Genomic DNA, 16,005 nt, shown 5'->3' with positions numbered 1-16,005 from the left:
CACCGGCGCGGGGAACGTAAAAAGTGAACGCCTGGGCCCGTATTCGTCGGGCTCGCTCACGGGAGGTTCCCATGTCCATGAATGCCGCGCAGGCCAGTGCTTTTGCCAAGGAGGCCCTGGCCCTCATTTCCAGCCAGTTCTACGCCAACGACACGCCGTATGCCTGCGGCCTGCCGATGGTGCCGGTGGTCAAGACCGAGCCGGGGAGTGTGCCCAACGGTAATCTCACGCCGACCGATGACGAGCAGGGACTGGGCATGGTCGTCAGCGAGGGGCTGCTGGCCATCGGCGACAACGTAGCGATCAAGTTCGCGCTTGCCCACGAGCTCGGCCACGGTACCAGCGAGCATGTCCTGTCCAAGGTGGGCCTGACCGGCGCTTCAGGGGAAGCGACCGAGGTGATCGCCGACCTCAGTGCGGCCTACCTCCTCATCCAGCTCGGTATCGGTTGGGACACCATGATCGACTCCATCAGCCGGTGGCGCACGAGCCAGATCTTCGACACGCACAAGGATGGCGACCATCCGCCGGGCGACGACCGGGTGAACTACGTCAAGCAGCTGCGGGCATTGATCGACAAGAAGGTGGCCTTCAGCGACGCCGCCCGTCAGATCTGCGCGGCACTGCCTGATGCGAAAACCGGTCACTGATCCGTCACCCCGCAACCGGACAAAGGAACTACCATGGCTTTCGAGAACCTCACTACGTCCGAGAACGGCAAAGGCTTTGCCGACCCCAGGCATCTGCCCAACGACCGTAGCTTCAACGCGCTGCTGGACGAGATTAGTGACGTCAGCAGGTTGCTGCGGGAAAAGAATGGCATCTATCTCAATGACGATTACCACATCGACGCGCGACCCCTGAAAGAGGGCGGTTTCAAAGTGGACGTGCAATTCACTGCGGAACTCGTCAAGAAGAAAAAAATCGGTGGGAGGGAGCCGACCACGGTCGCGGTGTGCATCATCGAAGGCGCGCCTTCGGCAGCGGACGTCATTGCTGCGCTCAAGGCCAGCCGTGAAGCCCGCAGCACCTACCGGGTGTTCCCGGGCTGAGGTGCAGGTTCAAGATACTTCGGCGTCCTTGCCATCGATGTCGGTGAAACGGCGTACCGCCTCCTGCGAGGGCAGGAGGCCGGGGGCTGGCAGCGGCCTGGAAACGGACGCGCGCGTGATCAGCCGGTGCGCGAGCACATGGTTGACCGTGCCGCGTGGCGCGGACGCGGGGCGTCGGATCTCGCGCAGCAGGATGTCGATGGCGGTGTCGGCCATCTCCGCCACCGGTTGATGGATCGTGGTCAGCTCCGGCCACACCATGGTCGATGCGGAGGTGTCGTCGAACCCCACCACCGACAGATCGCCCGGTACGGCCAGGCCACGACGATGCGCGACGGACACAACGGCCGAGGCCATGTCATCGTTGCTGGCGAAAATCGCGCTGGGCGGCGCGGGCAGGGCCAGCAGCCGCTCGGCGGCTTCCAGTCCGGAGCGATAGGTGAAGTAGCCCGGCTGGACGAGTGCATCGTCATGGCGGATGCCGGCGGCGGCCAGCGCATCCCGATACCCCTGCCAGCGGTGCGCGCTGGCGGTCTGGTTCGGATCGCCCGTGATGTAGCCGATGCGGGTGTGGCCGTGGGCAATCAGATGCGACACCATTTCGTGGCTGGCGCGACGATCATCGATCCGCACGCAGGACAGCCGGTCGCTGAACTGGCTGGAGGCGATGGAGACCACGGGAATGCCCGCACTGACGAATGCGTCGACGATGTCCTCCGATTCGCATAGGGGCGGCGGCAGGATCACGCCCGCAACGCTGCCGGCGAGTTGCCCTGCCGCCTCGCGACGCGCCGGGGTGCCCAGCTCATCCCAGCTGGCGATCACCAATTGTGCCGCCGCCCGGGTCGACCCGCGCAGCGCGCCGACCAGCAGTTCGCGCAGGTAGCTCGAGCTGGGATTGGTGTAGATCAGCGCGATGCAGGTGTGTTGCGCCGCGGCCAGGGCGCTGGCGGCCAGGTTGGGCCGGTAGTCCAGTTCGTGCACGCTGCGCATGACGCGCGCGCGGTTGCCTTCACGCACGCCGGCATGGCCGTTGATGACGCGCGATACGGTCATGGCGGAGACGCCTGCATGCGCGGCCACGTCGTCGATGGTGATGGTGCTTGCCTTGCGACGAACCGCTTTGTGACTGCTCTTCAAGGCCTGGCTTCCTTTGTTGCGCTGCATGATGACAAGCGCAACCCCGGATGATTAGTCTGCGCCCGTGACGTGATGGTAGCGCTACCACTGGGCCGGAGTAAGGCCAGCAGGTACCCCCCCTTTACCACGCGGCTGTTCTGGCAAGCCTGAAAGCGAGTTTGAGTCGCAGTTTGCGCTCGGCGCACTGCGATGTTCGGTGTGGAAGACGGGCATCGCCCGTACGTGCCCCCAGGAGGGGCGGTACATCCATTCGATCGTTATGTCAGAGGGGAGAGTCATGCGCGCTTCTACGTTCCGTCGTACCCCAGGCCGGAGGGCTCGTTCATGAGCCGGACGCTGGCGAAGTTCACCTCCAGGGCCATGTTTACCTTTGTAGGCGGCGTTCTGGTCATCAATCCCGCATTCGCACAGGACGCGGCAACGCCGCCTCCCGTTGCCCAACCGCAGGCCCAGCCCAGCCCGACACAGCTGGACGCCGTCCAGGTGACCGGCATCCGCAACAGCCTCAGCCAGGCGATGGACATCAAGCGCGACTCGGCCGGCGTGGTGGATGCGATCAGCGCCGAGGACATCGGCAAGTTCCCCGATACCAACCTGGCCGAATCGCTGCAACGCATCACCGGCATCTCCATCGAACGCCGTGATGGTGAAGGCGCCCAGGTAACGGCGCGCGGCTTTGGCCCGCAGTTCAACATGGTCACGCTCAACGGGCGGCAGATGCCGGGTGCCGATGCATTCGGTGCCGCCGGGCAGGTTGCCATCGGCGGTGTCGACGGCGGCACCCGTGCCTTCAACTTCGCGCAGTTGGCCGCGGAATCCATCAATGGCATCGAGGTCTACAAGACCAGCCAGGCCAATGTTCCCAGCGGTGGCATCGGCGCCACCATCAACATCCTGACCGGACGCCCGTTCGATCATGAGGGCACCGTGGCCAGTGCCGGCGCGAAAGTCGTCTCCGACCAGAGCCAGCCGTTCGACAACGACCTGACGCCCGAACTGTCCGGCATCTTCAGCTACAGCAACCCGGACAAGACCTTCGGTGTCGGGGTCAGTGCCAGCTACCAGAAGCGCAAGGGTGGCTCGGTGCAGGCCACCGACAATTACTGGAACGTGCAGCCGTGGACCGGCACGATGCCCGGCAACCCGACCGTGGTCAACGCCCCGGCGGTCGGCGCGCTGTATGCCCGTCCCAACGACCTGCGCTATGCGTTCTCCGAATTCGAGCGCGAGCGCATCAATGGTCAGGCGGTGCTGCAGTTCGCCCCCACCGACGCGGTGACGCTGACCCTGGACTACACCTATTCGACCAACGAGATCACCGAGAATCGTGGCGAGCAGGGGATGTGGCTGCAGAACAGCAATTACACCGATGTCACGTTCGACACCAGCGGCGCGGTCGCGACCCCGATCTACATCCGCGAAATCGCCGGGACCAAGGATTTCGGGCTTGAACAGCAGCGCAGCATGCAGAAGTACAAGCTGGGATCGCTCGGCTTCAATGCCCTGTGGAACGTCACCGACCGGTTCAAGCTGACCTTCGACGCGCACGATTCGAAGAACGAAAGCCGGCCGAACGATCCGCTGACCGGCGGTGGCTCCATCTTCAGCAGCATCGCCGGTACCAACAACTGCACCAGCGGACCGCATTGCGGCGGGTCGTGGGTGCAGGAAATGAACTTCAACAACGGCCTGCCGGTGGGTACCCAGGTCTGGTACCCGAGCACGGCCGATGCCATCGCCAAGACCAACGGCGTGGTCAACCCGGGCTTTGCGCCGGGCGAGATCGGTTCGCAGGTGCTGCGCATCAATTCGCAGACCCAGGTCAGCGAGATCAAGCAGGGGCGCATCGACGGTGAGTGGAGCTTCGACAAGGGACGCTTCCAGTTCGGCGTGGATTCGAGCAAGCAGACCACCCACCGCATCCAGGCCGCCGAGAATTACAGCACCCTGGGTGACTGGGGCGTGGCCAACGTGGACGGGGATGTCGCCAACGGGCTGATGGACCTGCTGCAGCCGGTCAACATCGTCGGGTTGTTCAACGACTTCAACGCCAACAGCTTTACCGCGTGGCGTGGCGATGCGGGCCGCATTGCGCAGTGGGCTGCGGACAACTACAACGCCAGTCTCGGCGTGAGCCCGCAGCGCGCCGCCGACAACCTGGTGGAGGAGAAAACCAAATCGGCCTACTTCCAGGTCGAGCTGGACGGCGAGCTGGGCGGCATGCGCACCAATACCCGCCTGGGCGTGCGCTATGAAACCACCGACGTGGTGTCGACCTCGGTCATCGCCATCCCGGAAGCCATCGAATGGCAGTCCAACAACGACTTCCGCGTGGTGTTGTCCGACGAGCAACAGCCGTTCACCGAGAAGAACAGCTACAGCTACATCCTGCCCAACCTCGACTTCAGCATCGACCTGATGGACGACCTGAAGGGGCGCGTCTCGTTCGGCAAGAGCATCGCGCGCGCGCCGATCGGCAACCTCTATGCAGGCCCGACCGCACAGCAGCCGTTTGGCTCGGTGCTGATCGATCCGTCGTCGCGGGCCAGCGGCACCGCGCAGAACCCGCAGCTGAAGCCGCTGGAATCGGACAATCTCGACCTGGCGCTGGAGTGGTACTTCGCCGACGCGAGCTACGTGTCGTTGACGTACTGGAACAAGTCGGTCAACAACTTCATCGGCAACACCATCGTGCAGGAAAACCTGTATGGGTTGAGGGACCCCACCTCCGGTCCGGATGCGCAGGCAGCGTTGGCGTTCCTCAACAGCGGCGCCTGCATCACCCAGGTGGGTGCGGCCAACGCGGCGGCCTGCTCGGCCAACGATACGGCGCTGTTCACCGCGCTGGCCCTGCTGCGCAACAACCCGGCCGGGCTGGGCGCCTACACGGGTACCGACGCGCAGGTCCTGGCGACCGAAGCGGCCTACGATCTGTACGGGCAGGCCGGCGACCCGCTGTACCAGTTCAACGTCAACCGTCCGATCAACCAGAACCAGGCCAAGCTGCACGGCTGGGAGCTGGGCGGGCAGTACTTCTTCGGGGATACCGGGTTTGGCGTCCTCGCCAATTACACCCTGGTGAATGGCGATGTCGGCTACGACAACGGGGGCGACCCGGGCATCGACCAGTTCGCGCTGACCGGCCTCAGTGACACCGCAAACGCCGTGCTAATGTACGAAAAATACGGTTGGTCGGTGCGGCTTGCGTGGAACTGGCGTGACCAGTACCTGATCCTCGCCAACCAGGGGGCCAGCCGCAATCCGTACTACGTGGAAGCGTACGAGCAGTGGGATCTCAGCGTGAATTACACCCTGGATGATCATTGGTCGTTCGGTCTGGAAGCGATCAACCTGACCGGTGAGGACGTCCGCTGGCGCTCGCGCACCTCGCAGATGATCGTGAAGCTGGCTGACCAGAGCCCGCGTTACATGCTCGGCGTTCGTTACAGGTTCTGAACGGTGGGTGCCGCTGTTGATGCAGCGGCACCTGTTCACGGCTGACGAGGGGATTGGACAACACCATGCCGCGTTACGAAATGCTCAACAACATCGCCCATCGCGACCTGCGCGTGGCCACCGATTTCGGTCCCGAGTTGGGTGATGCGGTGGGCATGGTGCCGGCCTACCCGAGTGAGTTCGCCGAGCTGCAGCGGGAATACCCGATCTTCCTTCGCAAGGACCCGGCCACGGGTGACTGGCAGTCCGTGGCCCTGCTGGGGTTTGAACAGCACGAGAATCTGTTCCTGCAGGACGGTCGCTGGAATGCGGCCTACCTGCCCGGGGCGGCGGCCAAGGGGCCGTTCCTCATCGGTTTCCAGGAGAGCCGGATCGATGGCGCGCTTACCCGGGAAGCGGTGTTGCACGTGGACCTGGAGCATCCGCGCGTGAATGCGACGCAGGGGGAGCCGGTGTTCCTGCCGCAGGGGGGCAACACGCCGTATCTCGAGCATATCGCCGGCGTGCTGCGCGGCATTCACGATGGCCACGCCTTTGGTGCGGCGATGTTTGCCGCGCTCGATGCACACGGGCTGATCCAGCCACTCACGCTCGACGTGCAGATCGATCCGCAGCACCGGGTCGGCATCAACGGCCTGCACGCCATCGACCGTGACCGCCTGGCGCTGCTGGACGGTGCCGCGTTGGCCGAGCTCAACCGTGCCGGCTATCTGGAAGGTGCGTACCTGATGCTGGCCTCGCTGCACAACATGCGCCGGCTGATCGCCGAGAAACAACGGCGCCTGCGCATGGCCGACGCCGCCGTCGCTGCCGGCAGGAACTGACCGGTGCTGGACGGCGTAGCCATGCGGACACTGGACGGCCTTGATCCCACGGCGTTGCCGCTGGAGGCGCTGGTGGCCGCCGGGGAGCCGGTGGTGCTGCGCGGGATCGCGCGCGACTGGGCACTGGTGCAGGCCGGGCTGCGCTCCACGCACGCGGCCATGGCGTATCTGCGCGGCTTCGAGGCGGGCGTGCCGGTGCCGTATTCCTTCGGCGGCCCGGAGATCGACGGGCGTCCGTTCTACACCGAGGATTTCACGCAGTTGAACGTCGAGGTGCGCCGCGGGCTGCTGACGCAGGTGCTGGATGCAATTGCAGACACCCTCGAAGACCCGCGGCCGCCCACCTACTATGTCGCGTCGCTGCTGATCGACCAGGCGCTCCCCGGATTCGCGCAGGCCAACGACGCCGGCCTGGCCGGGCAGGGCATCGAGGCGTCGGCAAGCATCTGGATCGGCAACCGGGTGACGGCCTCCTGTCATTTCGATACCCCGCAGAACCTGGCGTGCTGCGCCGTGGGCCGGCGTCGGTTCACCCTGTTCCCGCCCGAGCAGATCGACAATCTGTATCCGGGTCCACTGGAACCCACGCCGGGCGGGCAGGTGGTGAGCGTGGTGGATATCGACCGCCCGGACGTCGCGCGCCATCCACGATTCGCTGACGCGCTGGCAAGCGCGCAGACCGCCGTGCTGGAACCGGGCGATGCGATCTTCATCCCGAGCATGTGGTGGCACCACGTGCGCAGCCTGGAGCCATTCAACGTGCTGGTGAACTACTGGTGGCGCACGTCGCCGCGTTTCCTGCCTTCACCGTTGCCAGCGCTCCAGCATGCGATGTGGGCGCTGCGCGATCTGCCGGCGCGCGAGAAGCAGGCCTGGGCAGAGATCTTCACGTACTACGTGTTCGGTCCCCGCGATCGCGCAGGGCAGCATCTGCCCGACGCCGCCCGGGGTGAGCTGGCGCCGTTCGACGAGACGCAGGCACGGCGCACGCGCGCCCAGCTGCTGGCTCGACTCAATCGCTGATGGGAGCATCGCTTTGAACGTGGCGAACACAACAGAAGGGCGGATCCGCAAGGTGGTCATCGCCGGGGGTGGCACGGCGGGCTGGCTGGCCGGCTGTGCGCTGGCGCACCAGTTCCGTGACCAGCTGGAGATCACGCTGGTGGAATCGGAGCAGATCGGCACCGTGGGCGTCGGCGAGTCGACCGTGCCCCCGATCCGGGCCTTCCACCGCTTTCTGCAGATCGATGAGCAGGCGTTCCTGCGCGCGGTCGCCGGCACGTTCAAGCTCTCGATCTCGTTCGAGAACTGGCGACGCCCCGGCGATCGTTTCATCCATCCGTTCGGCACGATCGGGCAGGGGACGTGGGCCACGCCGTTCCACCACTTCTGGCTGGACAGCCTGCGCCGCGGCATGCCCTCGGCGCTGGGCGACTTCTGCCTGGAGAGTGTCGCCTCGCTCGGCGACCAGTTCTCGCTGGACACGCAACCGCAGGTCAACTACGCCTATCACTTCGATGCCGGGCTCTACGCGAAGTTCCTGCGAAGCAAGGCCGAAGCGCATGGCCTGCGACGGGTGGAAGGCAAGATCCGCGAGGTCCGGCAACACGCCCATGACGGCGCCGTGGCGGCCCTGGTGCTGGAAGACGGGCAGGTCATCGAGGGCGACCTGTTCATCGATTGCACGGGGTTCCGTGGCCTGTTGACCGAGCAGACCCTGCACACCGGCTACGAGGATTGGCACGACTGGCTGCCCAGCGATCGCGCCGTGGCGGTGCAGACCGAGTCGGTCGCACCGCCGGTGCCATACACGCGCGCCATCGCGCACGAGGCCGGCTGGCGGTGGCATATCGCGCTCCAGCACCGGGTTGGTTGCGGGCTGGTGTTCTCCAGCCGCCACATGTCCGACGACGAGGCGCACGCCAAGCTGCTGCGTGACATCGACGGCCCGCCGCTGCGGGACCCCTGGCTGGTGCCGTTCCGCAGCGGGCGCCGGCTGAAGGCGTGGAACAGGAACGTGGTGGCGCTCGGGCTTGCCAGCGGCTTCATCGAGCCGCTGGAATCGACCAGCATCCACCTGACCATCAGTGCCGTGGTGCGCCTGATCCAGCTTTTCCCGTTCGACGGCATCAGCCCGGCGCTGGTGGCGTTGTACAACGACGTCAGCCGCCAGGAGATGGAGCACGTGCGCGACTTCATCATCCTGCACTACCACGCCAACCAGCGCGACGAGCCCATGTGGGCAGCCTGTCGCGAGATGGCGCTGCCCGAGTCGCTGGCGCTCCGGCTGCGCGCCTGGCGCGAACGCGCACACGCCTGGCAGGACCCCGGTGAACTGTTCCGCGTGGACTCGTGGACCAGCGTGTTGATGGGGCAGGGGATCCAGCCGGGTCCGCCGCATCCGCTTGCAAGGGCCATCGATGACGCGGACCTGCGCACGCTGTTGGCGCGGATCCGGCAGCCGGTCCAGCAGGCGGTCGCGGCGATGCCGTCGCAGGCAGCATTCATCGAACGCTACTGCAAGGCGGCACCGGGTGTATGGCCACGGGCATCCGCGCTGGCATAACCGGCGCGCACGCTGTTGCACAGAAATGGTAGCGCTACCTTCAGGCATGGGCGGAGTGGAATACATGGATCTGGTTGCCGGAATCGACGCAGGTACGCAAAGTCTGAAAGTGGTGGTCTACGATCCTGCGGGGCGTCGCCTCGTGGCCAGTGCCAGCGCGCCGTTGAGCCTGACGTCCGCCGCCGATGGCAGCCGCGAACAGTCGCCGGCCGATTGGGTCGTGGCCCTTCACGCCTGCTTCGGTGCGGTGGATCCCAAGGTGCGCGCCCGTATTGCCGCGCTGGCGGTGTCGGGCCAACAACACGGCTTCGTCCCGGTCGATGCGGCAGGGGAGGTGCTGGCACCGGCCAAACTGTGGTGCGACACCAGCACCTCGGCCGAGTGCGTGCAGATCATGGACGCGGTCGGCGGGGCCGCGCGCACCATCGCGCTGGCGGGCAACCCGGTGCTGACCGGCTACACCGCCTCCAAACTGCCGTGGACGAAGACCCATCGGCCCGAGGCCTACGCGCGGCTCGCCACCATCCTGCTGCCGCACGACTACCTCAATTTCGTGTTGACCGGCCAGCGCTTCTGCGAGTACGGGGATGCGTCCGGCACGGGGTGGCTGGACGTGCGCACCCGCACCTGGTCCAGCGAGCTGCTGCGCGCCACCGACCCGGCGCGCGATCTTGCCCAGTGCCTGCCGCGCATCGCCGCGCCCGAGGAGGTGTTCGACATCGACCCCGCCACCGCCGCGGCACTGGGGCTGCGCGCGACGGTGAAGGTGGCCGTCGGCGGGGGCGACAACATGATGGCGGCGATCGGTACCGGCTGCGTCGTCCCCGGTCGCCTGGCGATGAGCCTGGGCACCTCGGGCACCCTGTTTGCGTACTCGGACACGCCCGTGGTCGACCCGGACGGGGCGTGGGCCGCGTTCTGCTCGTCCACCGGCGGCTGGCTGCCGCTGATCTGCACGATGAACTGCACGGTGGTCACCGAGCAGGTGGCCGATGCCTTCGCCTTCAGTACGCGCTATGGCGATGGACACCTGCGGGCCACGCCGCCCGGTGCCGACGGGCTGGTGATGCTGCCCTTCCTCAATGGCGAGCGCACGCCGGACCTGCCGCTGGGCAAGGGGGTGCTGGCCGGCCTGGACACGACCAACATGACCCCGGCGCACTTCTATCGCGCGGCCATGGAAGGGGCGACATACAGCCTCAAGTACGGGTACGACGCCTTTGTCGGCGCGGGCATGCGGTTCGACCGCATCGTGCTGACCGGCGGTGGCAGCAACAGCGCGCAGTGGCGGCAACTGGTGGCCGATATCTTCGGCCTTCCGGTGGACGTGCCCACCCAGTCCGAGGGCGCGGCATTCGGCGCGGCCCTGCAGGCGCTGTGGGCCATGGGGCACGCGCGCGGTGACGCCGCCTCCATCGCCGACATCGTGGACCGGCACGTTGCGCTCGACCCGCTGCAGTCCGCACAGCCGGATCCGGCGCGCACGCCCGCCTATGCCGCGGCCTACGCACGTTTCCTGCGACATCTCGACGCCATCACGCCGCTGTATCGCGGCTGATCACCCTCTTACGCGACCCCCGCACAACGACAGGAAGACGCACCATGAGCAATCAGCCCTTCATCGGCGCCAAGGAATATTTCCCCGGCATCGGCCGCATCCCCTTCGAAGGCCGCGGCTCGGACAACCCGATGGCCTTCAAGGTCTATGACGCGACCAAGGTCATCGGTGGCAAGACGATGCAGGACCACCTGCGCTTCGCGGCCTGCTACTGGCATACCTTCTGCAACGCCGGGCATGATCCGTTCGGTCCGGGCACCCGCCAGTTCCCCTGGGAAGTCGGCTCGCCCATGGCGACCGCCGAGGCGAAGGTGGATGCCGCATTCGAGTTCTTCACCAAGCTGGGCGTGCCGTACTGGTGCTTCCACGATATCGACCTGGCGCCGGATGCCGACGATGTCGGCGTGTACGAGAAGAACCTGACGCACATGGTGGGCCTGGCCAAGGCACGCCAGGACGCGACCGGGATGAAACTGCTGTGGGGGACGGCCAACCTGTTCTCGCACCCGCGCTACATGAACGGCGCGGCGACCAATCCCGATTTCGCGGTGGTGGCGCGTGCGGCGGTGCAGGTGAAGGCGGCGCTGGAGGCGACGGTGGAACTTGGCGGCGAACATTATGTGTTCTGGGGCGGTCGCGAGGGCTACGCCTCGCTGGTGAACACGCAGATGAAGCGCGAGGTCGACCACCTGGCGCGGTTCCTCGGCATGGCCCGCGATTACGGCCGCAGCATCGGCCTGAAGGGGAACTTCCTGATCGAGCCCAAGCCGATGGAGCCGATGAAGCACCAGTACGACTTCGACAGCGCCACCGTGGCCGGCTTCCTGAAGGCGCACGGCCTGGACAAGGACTTCAAGCTCAATATCGAGGCGAACCACGCCACGCTCTCCGGCCATACCTTTGAACACGACCTCCAGGTCGCGTCCGACCACGGGCTGCTGGGCAGCATCGATGCCAACCGCGGCAACGGGCAGAACGGCTGGGACACGGACCAGTTCCCCACCGACCTGTACGACACCGTGGGCGCGATGCTGGTGGTACTGCGGCAGGGCGGGCTGGAGGGCGGCCTGAACTTCGACGCCAAGCTGCGCAGGGAATCGACCGACATGGAGGACCTGTTCATCGCCCACATCGGCGGCATGGATGCGTTCGCGCGCGGGCTGGAAGTGGCGCACGGGCTGCTGACCGAGTCGCCGTGGGAGCAGTGGCGCACGCAGCGGTATGCCAGCTTCGACAGCGGCGCGGGCAAGGACTTCGAGAACGGCGCACTCGGCCTGCCCGACCTGGTGGCGCTGGCCAGCAAGGCCGGGGAGCCTGCGCAGGCCAGCGGCAAGCAGGAGCGCTACGAGAACCTGCTCAACCAGTACCTGCTGCGCTGAGCGTGAGCGCGCGCAGCGATAACACCGAACCGGGGAGGTACACAGCAGTGAACCAGGCAATGAGCGGCGGCGAGAACACCCGGCTGATCATATTGATCAGCGTGGTGGCGACGATTGGCGGATTCCTGTTCGGGTTCGACAGCGGCGTGATCAATGGCACCCAGGACGGCCTGCACCAGGCGTTCAGGTCCGGCGAGTGGATGCAGGGGTTCGAGATCGCCTCGATGCTGCTGGGCTGCGCGGTCGGTGCGTTCAGCGCCGGCCGGCTGGCCGACAGCCTGGGGCGGCGCAACGTGCTGATCATCTCGGCGATATTGTTCCTGCTGTCGGCGATCGGCGCGGGTGCGGCGTCGTCCTCGGCCATGTTCATCGTTGCGCGGGTGATGGGCGGCTTTGCGGTGGGGGCGGCCAGCGTGATCTCGCCGGCGTACATCGCCGAAGTCGCGCCGGCGCGCTACCGCGGGCGCTTGGCCACGGTGCAGCAGATCGCCATCATCAGTGGGCTCACCGTCGCCTTCCTGTCCAACTATCTGCTGGCGGCCACCGCCGGCGCCTCGACCGAGGCGCTGTGGGGCGGGCACGCGGCGTGGCGCTGGATGTTCTGGATGCAGGCGCTGCCCTCACTGCTGTTCCTGGTGTTGTTGCTGACCATTCCGGAGAGCCCACGCTACCTGGTGGCGAAGCGCCGCAAGGAGGCGGCGCTGGTCGTGCTTACCCGGTTGTTCGGCGCTGCCGGGGCACAGACCAAGCTGGTCGAGATCGACGCCTCGCTGTCGACCGACCACCATCGCCCGCGACTGTCGGACCTGCGCAACACGGTCACCGGCAGGATCCGCCCGATCATCTGGGTCGGCGTCGGCCTGGCTACGTTCCAGCAGCTGGTCGGCATCAACGTGGTGTTCTACTACGGCGCGGTGCTCTGGCAAGCGGTCGGCTTCTCCGAAAACGATGCGTTGCTGATCAATGTCCTGTCCGGTGCGCTCAGCATCGGGGCCTGCATCGTCACCGTGCTGCTGATCGACCGTATCGGGCGCAAGCCGCTTTTGTGGGTCGGCTCGGCGGGCATGGCGGTGTCGCTGGCGCTGCTGGTGGTGGCATTCGCCAGTGGCTCGCTGGTGGACGGGCGCCTGCACCTGCCCGGGGGCATGGGCACGCTGGCGTTGGTGGCGGCCAATGCCTACGTGGTGTTTTTCAACCTCTCCTGGGGGCCGGTGATGTGGGTGATGCTGGGCGAGATGTTCCCCAACCAGATCCGTGGCTCGGCGTTGGCCGTGGCCGGTGCCGCGCAATGGACCGCCAACTTCGCCGTCACGGTGACATTCCCCATCCTGCTGGCCGGCATCGGGCTGGCGGCGACCTACAGCATCTACCTGGTGGCGGCGATCCTCTCGGTCTTCTTCGTGCTCCGGTACGTGCACGAAACCAAGGGCAAGGAACTGGAGCAGATGGAAGGATGAACACAATGACGAATCGACGCCTTGCGCGCGCCTGCAGTGGCGTCTTGCTGACCGCGCTGCTGCTGGCACTGGCTGCCTGCGCGAACGATGACACGCCGGTTGCAGCGGCGGTGGCCGAACCGGAGCCGCAGCCGTGGCCGCAGGTGGCCTGGCCGCTGGCCGAGGACGCCGCGCTCGAGAAGCGCATCACCGACCTCATGGCCGGCATGACGGTGGAGGAGAAGGTGGGCCAGCTGGTGCAGGGCGATATTGCCAGCATCACCCCGGATGACCTGCGCAAGTACCGGCTCGGCTCGATCCTGGCCGGTGGCAACTCCGACCCGGGCGGCCGCTACGACGCCGCGCCTGCGCAATGGCTGGCGCTGGCCGATGCGTTCTACGAGGCGTCGATGGATACCTCGCAGGGCGGCAAGGCGATTCCGGTGCTTTTCGGCATCGATGCCGTGCACGGGCAGAGCAACATCATCGGCGCGACGCTGTTCCCGCACAACATCGGCCTGGGCGCCACCCGCAACCCGGACCTGCTGCGCCGCATCGGCGAGGTCACCGCGCTGGAGACCCGTGCGACCGGGATGGAGTGGGCGTTCGCGCCCACCGTGGCGGTGCCGCAGGACGATCGCTGGGGGCGCACCTACGAGGGCTATTCCGAATCGCCCGAAGTGGTGGCGAGCTATGCGGGAGCCATGGTCGAGGGCTTGCAGGGCAAGGTCGGCTCGCCTGCATTCCTGGACGGCCGCCATGTGATCGCCTCGGTCAAGCATTTCCTCGGTGACGGCGGCACCACCGATGGCAAGGACCAGGGCGATACCCGGATCAGCGAGGCCGAGCTGGTGCGCATCCACGCCGCCGGCTACCCGCCGGCCATCGCCGCGGGCGCGCAGACCGTGATGGCGTCCTTCAACAGCGTCAATGGCGAGAAGATGCACGGTCACAAGCCGTACCTGACCGATGCGCTGAAGGGCCGCATGCACTTCGGTGGCTTCGTGGTGGGCGACTGGAACGGCCACGGCCAGGTCAAGGGCTGCACCACCACCGATTGCCCGGCCACGATCAACGCCGGCCTGGATATGGCCATGGCGTCGGACAGCTGGAAGGGTTTCTATGAGACCACGCTGGCGGCGGCGAAGGACGGCACTCTCTCCGCGCAACGCCTGGACGATGCGGTGCGCCGGATCCTGCGGGTGAAAATGCGGCTGGGGTTGTTCGAGGCAGGCAAACCGTCGTCGCGCGTGGTCGGCGGCCAGTTCGCGCTGATCGGCGCGCCGGCGCATCGTGAGGTTGCCCGGCAGGCGGTGCGCGAGTCGCTGGTGCTGCTGAAGAACCAGGGCGGCGTGCTGCCGCTGTCGCCGACGCAACGCATCCTGGTGGCCGGTGACGGCGCCAATGATGTCGGCAAGCAGTCCGGGGGCTGGACGCTGAACTGGCAGGGCACCGGCACCACCCGCAAGGATTTCCCGAATGCCGACACGATCTACGAGGGCATTGCGCAGCAGGTAAACGCCGCGGGCGGCCACGCCGAGCTTGCGGTGGATGGGAAATACGTGACCAAGCCGGACGTCGCCGTGGTGGTGTTCGGCGAGAACCCGTATGCGGAATTCCAGGGCGATCTGCCCACCCTCGCGTACAAGCCGGGCGACGACACCGACCTTGCCCTGATCAAGCGGCTCAAGGCCGACGGCATTGCGGTGGTCGCGGTGTTCCTCAGTGGCCGCCCGCTATGGGTGAACCGCGAGATCAATGCCGCCGATGCGTTCGTGGCGGCGTGGCTGCCCGGGTCGGAAGGTGCCGGCATTGCCGATGTGCTGCTGCGCGGGGCGGATGGCAGCGTGCAGCACGACGTCAAGGGAAAGCTGAGTTTCAGTTGGCCGCGCACGGCGACGCAGTACGCCAACAACGTCGGGCAGAAGGGCTACGCCCCGTTGTTCGCGTTCGGTTTCGGCATGACCTACAAGGACAACGGCGATCTGGCCGCGCTGCCGGAGGTCTCCGGCGTTACCGGCAACGAAGGCGCCGCCGGGGTGTTCTTCGCGCGCGGTGATGCCGGCGCCGGCATGGCCCTGCGGCTGGAGGGCAGCACGGGGCAGGGCGTGACCGTCACCAAGGTGCCGGAGTCCCTCGAGGGCGGCCTGTTGGCGGTCACCGGCGTGGATCACCTGGCGCAGGAAGACGGCCGCCGCCTCGCGTGGACGGGCAAGGGTGAGGCGATTGTCGCGCTGCAGTCGCACACGCCGCTGGACCTGCAGCGCGAGAGCAACGGCGACCTGATGCTGTTGACCACGCTGCGGGTGGACGCCACGCCGCGAGGCGAGGCGTGGCTGTCGGTGGGCTGTGGCACGGGCTGCTCGGCACGTGTTGCGCTCGGGCCGACACTGGGCACGCTGCCCGCGGGCCAATGGACCCGCGTGGGCGTGCCCTTGAAGTGCCTGGCGGCGGCAGGCGCGGACGTCGGCAAGCTGGATCGCCCGTGGTCCATCGGCACGTCGGGAGTGATGACGCTCTCGGTATCACGCGTCGCGCTGGGCGCGTTGAACGAAGCGGAGGCCACCGTCGCATGCCCGGGCGCGTGACCGTGC

11 protein-coding genes are annotated in these 16,005 nt (G+C 66.7%); 10 read left to right on the top strand and 1 reads right to left on the bottom strand.

Annotated elements, in window-relative coordinates; translation table 11 throughout:
- Positions 1 to 71: 71 nt before the first annotated feature.
- Together AC06FD_RS06210 and AC06FD_RS06205 are read left to right on the top strand one after the other, a co-directional pair.
- The gene (locus AC06FD_RS06210) at positions 72 to 650 is read left to right on the top strand and encodes a M48 family metalloprotease (protein ID WP_478077297.1); all 579 of its coding nucleotides are present in this window, start codon (positions 72 to 74) and stop codon (positions 648 to 650) included.
- A gap of 33 nt (positions 651 to 683) precedes the next feature.
- A complete protein-coding gene (locus AC06FD_RS06205; RefSeq protein WP_478077296.1) occupies positions 684 to 1,052 on the top strand; it encodes a hypothetical protein in 369 nt (122 codons plus the stop codon).
- 9 nt (positions 1,053 to 1,061) lie between these two features.
- Here AC06FD_RS06205 and AC06FD_RS06200 read toward each other — a convergent pair whose 3' ends face one another.
- The gene (locus tag AC06FD_RS06200) at positions 1,062 to 2,219 is read right to left on the bottom strand and encodes a LacI family DNA-binding transcriptional regulator (protein ID WP_478077295.1); all 1,158 of its coding nucleotides are present in this window, start codon (positions 2,217 to 2,219) and stop codon (positions 1,062 to 1,064) included.
- A 297-nt stretch (positions 2,220 to 2,516) separates the two neighbouring features.
- On the opposite strand from AC06FD_RS06200, the gene AC06FD_RS06195 reads away from it, so the two are divergent.
- From AC06FD_RS06195 to AC06FD_RS06160, 8 genes are all read left to right on the top strand, one after another.
- A complete protein-coding gene (locus AC06FD_RS06195; RefSeq protein ID WP_449334296.1) occupies positions 2,517 to 5,648 on the top strand; it encodes a TonB-dependent receptor in 3,132 nt (1,043 codons plus the stop codon).
- 65 nt (positions 5,649 to 5,713) lie between these two features.
- A complete protein-coding gene (locus AC06FD_RS06190; protein WP_478077294.1) occupies positions 5,714 to 6,472 on the top strand; it encodes a SapC family protein in 759 nt (252 codons plus the stop codon).
- A gap of 21 nt (positions 6,473 to 6,493) precedes the next feature.
- Complete coding sequence (locus AC06FD_RS06185; RefSeq protein WP_478077293.1) at positions 6,494 to 7,495, top strand: cupin-like domain-containing protein; 1,002 nt, start codon at positions 6,494 to 6,496, stop codon at positions 7,493 to 7,495.
- A 13-nt stretch (positions 7,496 to 7,508) separates the two neighbouring features.
- Complete coding sequence (locus AC06FD_RS06180; protein ID WP_478077292.1) at positions 7,509 to 9,038, top strand: tryptophan halogenase family protein; 1,530 nt, start codon at positions 7,509 to 7,511, stop codon at positions 9,036 to 9,038.
- A gap of 64 nt (positions 9,039 to 9,102) precedes the next feature.
- Complete coding sequence (gene xylB / locus AC06FD_RS06175) at positions 9,103 to 10,596, top strand: xylulokinase (RefSeq protein WP_478077291.1); 1,494 nt, start codon at positions 9,103 to 9,105, stop codon at positions 10,594 to 10,596.
- A 44-nt stretch (positions 10,597 to 10,640) separates the two neighbouring features.
- Positions 10,641 to 11,975 carry a xylose isomerase gene (gene xylA, locus AC06FD_RS06170; RefSeq protein WP_478077290.1) on the top strand — a complete coding sequence of 445 codons (1,335 nt, stop codon included), beginning with the start codon at positions 10,641 to 10,643 and terminating at the stop codon, positions 11,973 to 11,975.
- Positions 11,976 to 12,034: 59 nt separating this feature from the next.
- Positions 12,035 to 13,432, top strand: a complete 1,398-nt coding sequence (locus AC06FD_RS06165) for a sugar porter family MFS transporter (RefSeq protein ID WP_478077381.1) — start codon at positions 12,035 to 12,037, stop codon at positions 13,430 to 13,432.
- Positions 13,429 to 15,999 (top strand): glycoside hydrolase family 3 protein, encoded by a 2,571-nt coding sequence (locus tag AC06FD_RS06160; protein ID WP_478077289.1) that lies wholly within the window; start codon positions 13,429 to 13,431, stop codon positions 15,997 to 15,999. The genes AC06FD_RS06165 and AC06FD_RS06160 overlap by 4 nt, the downstream gene beginning before the upstream one ends.
- Positions 16,000 to 16,005 lie beyond the last annotated feature (6 nt).

It is taken from the genome of Stenotrophomonas sp. Steno-Z1 (assembly GCF_056393175.1).
Note: the sequence above shows the minus strand (reverse complement) of the source record. Positions and strands in the feature narration are given on the sequence as shown.

Coding starts and splice junctions, on each gene's coding strand:
- AC06FD_RS06205 (WP_478077296.1), top strand. CDS start 684: ATGGCTTTCGAGAACCTCACTACGTCCGAGAACGGCAAAGGCTTTGCC.
- AC06FD_RS06200 (WP_478077295.1), bottom strand. CDS start 2,219: ATGCAGCGCAACAAAGGAAGCCAGGCCTTGAAGAGCAGTCACAAAGCG.
- xylB (WP_478077291.1), top strand. CDS start 9,103: ATGGATCTGGTTGCCGGAATCGACGCAGGTACGCAAAGTCTGAAAGTG.
- AC06FD_RS06160 (WP_478077289.1), top strand. CDS start 13,429: ATGAACACAATGACGAATCGACGCCTTGCGCGCGCCTGCAGTGGCGTC.
- AC06FD_RS06195 (WP_449334296.1), top strand. CDS start 2,517: ATGAGCCGGACGCTGGCGAAGTTCACCTCCAGGGCCATGTTTACCTTT.
- AC06FD_RS06210 (WP_478077297.1), top strand. CDS start 72: ATGTCCATGAATGCCGCGCAGGCCAGTGCTTTTGCCAAGGAGGCCCTG.
- AC06FD_RS06190 (WP_478077294.1), top strand. CDS start 5,714: ATGCCGCGTTACGAAATGCTCAACAACATCGCCCATCGCGACCTGCGC.
- xylA (WP_478077290.1), top strand. CDS start 10,641: ATGAGCAATCAGCCCTTCATCGGCGCCAAGGAATATTTCCCCGGCATC.
- AC06FD_RS06185 (WP_478077293.1), top strand. CDS start 6,494: ATGCGGACACTGGACGGCCTTGATCCCACGGCGTTGCCGCTGGAGGCG.
- AC06FD_RS06165 (WP_478077381.1), top strand. CDS start 12,035: ATGAGCGGCGGCGAGAACACCCGGCTGATCATATTGATCAGCGTGGTG.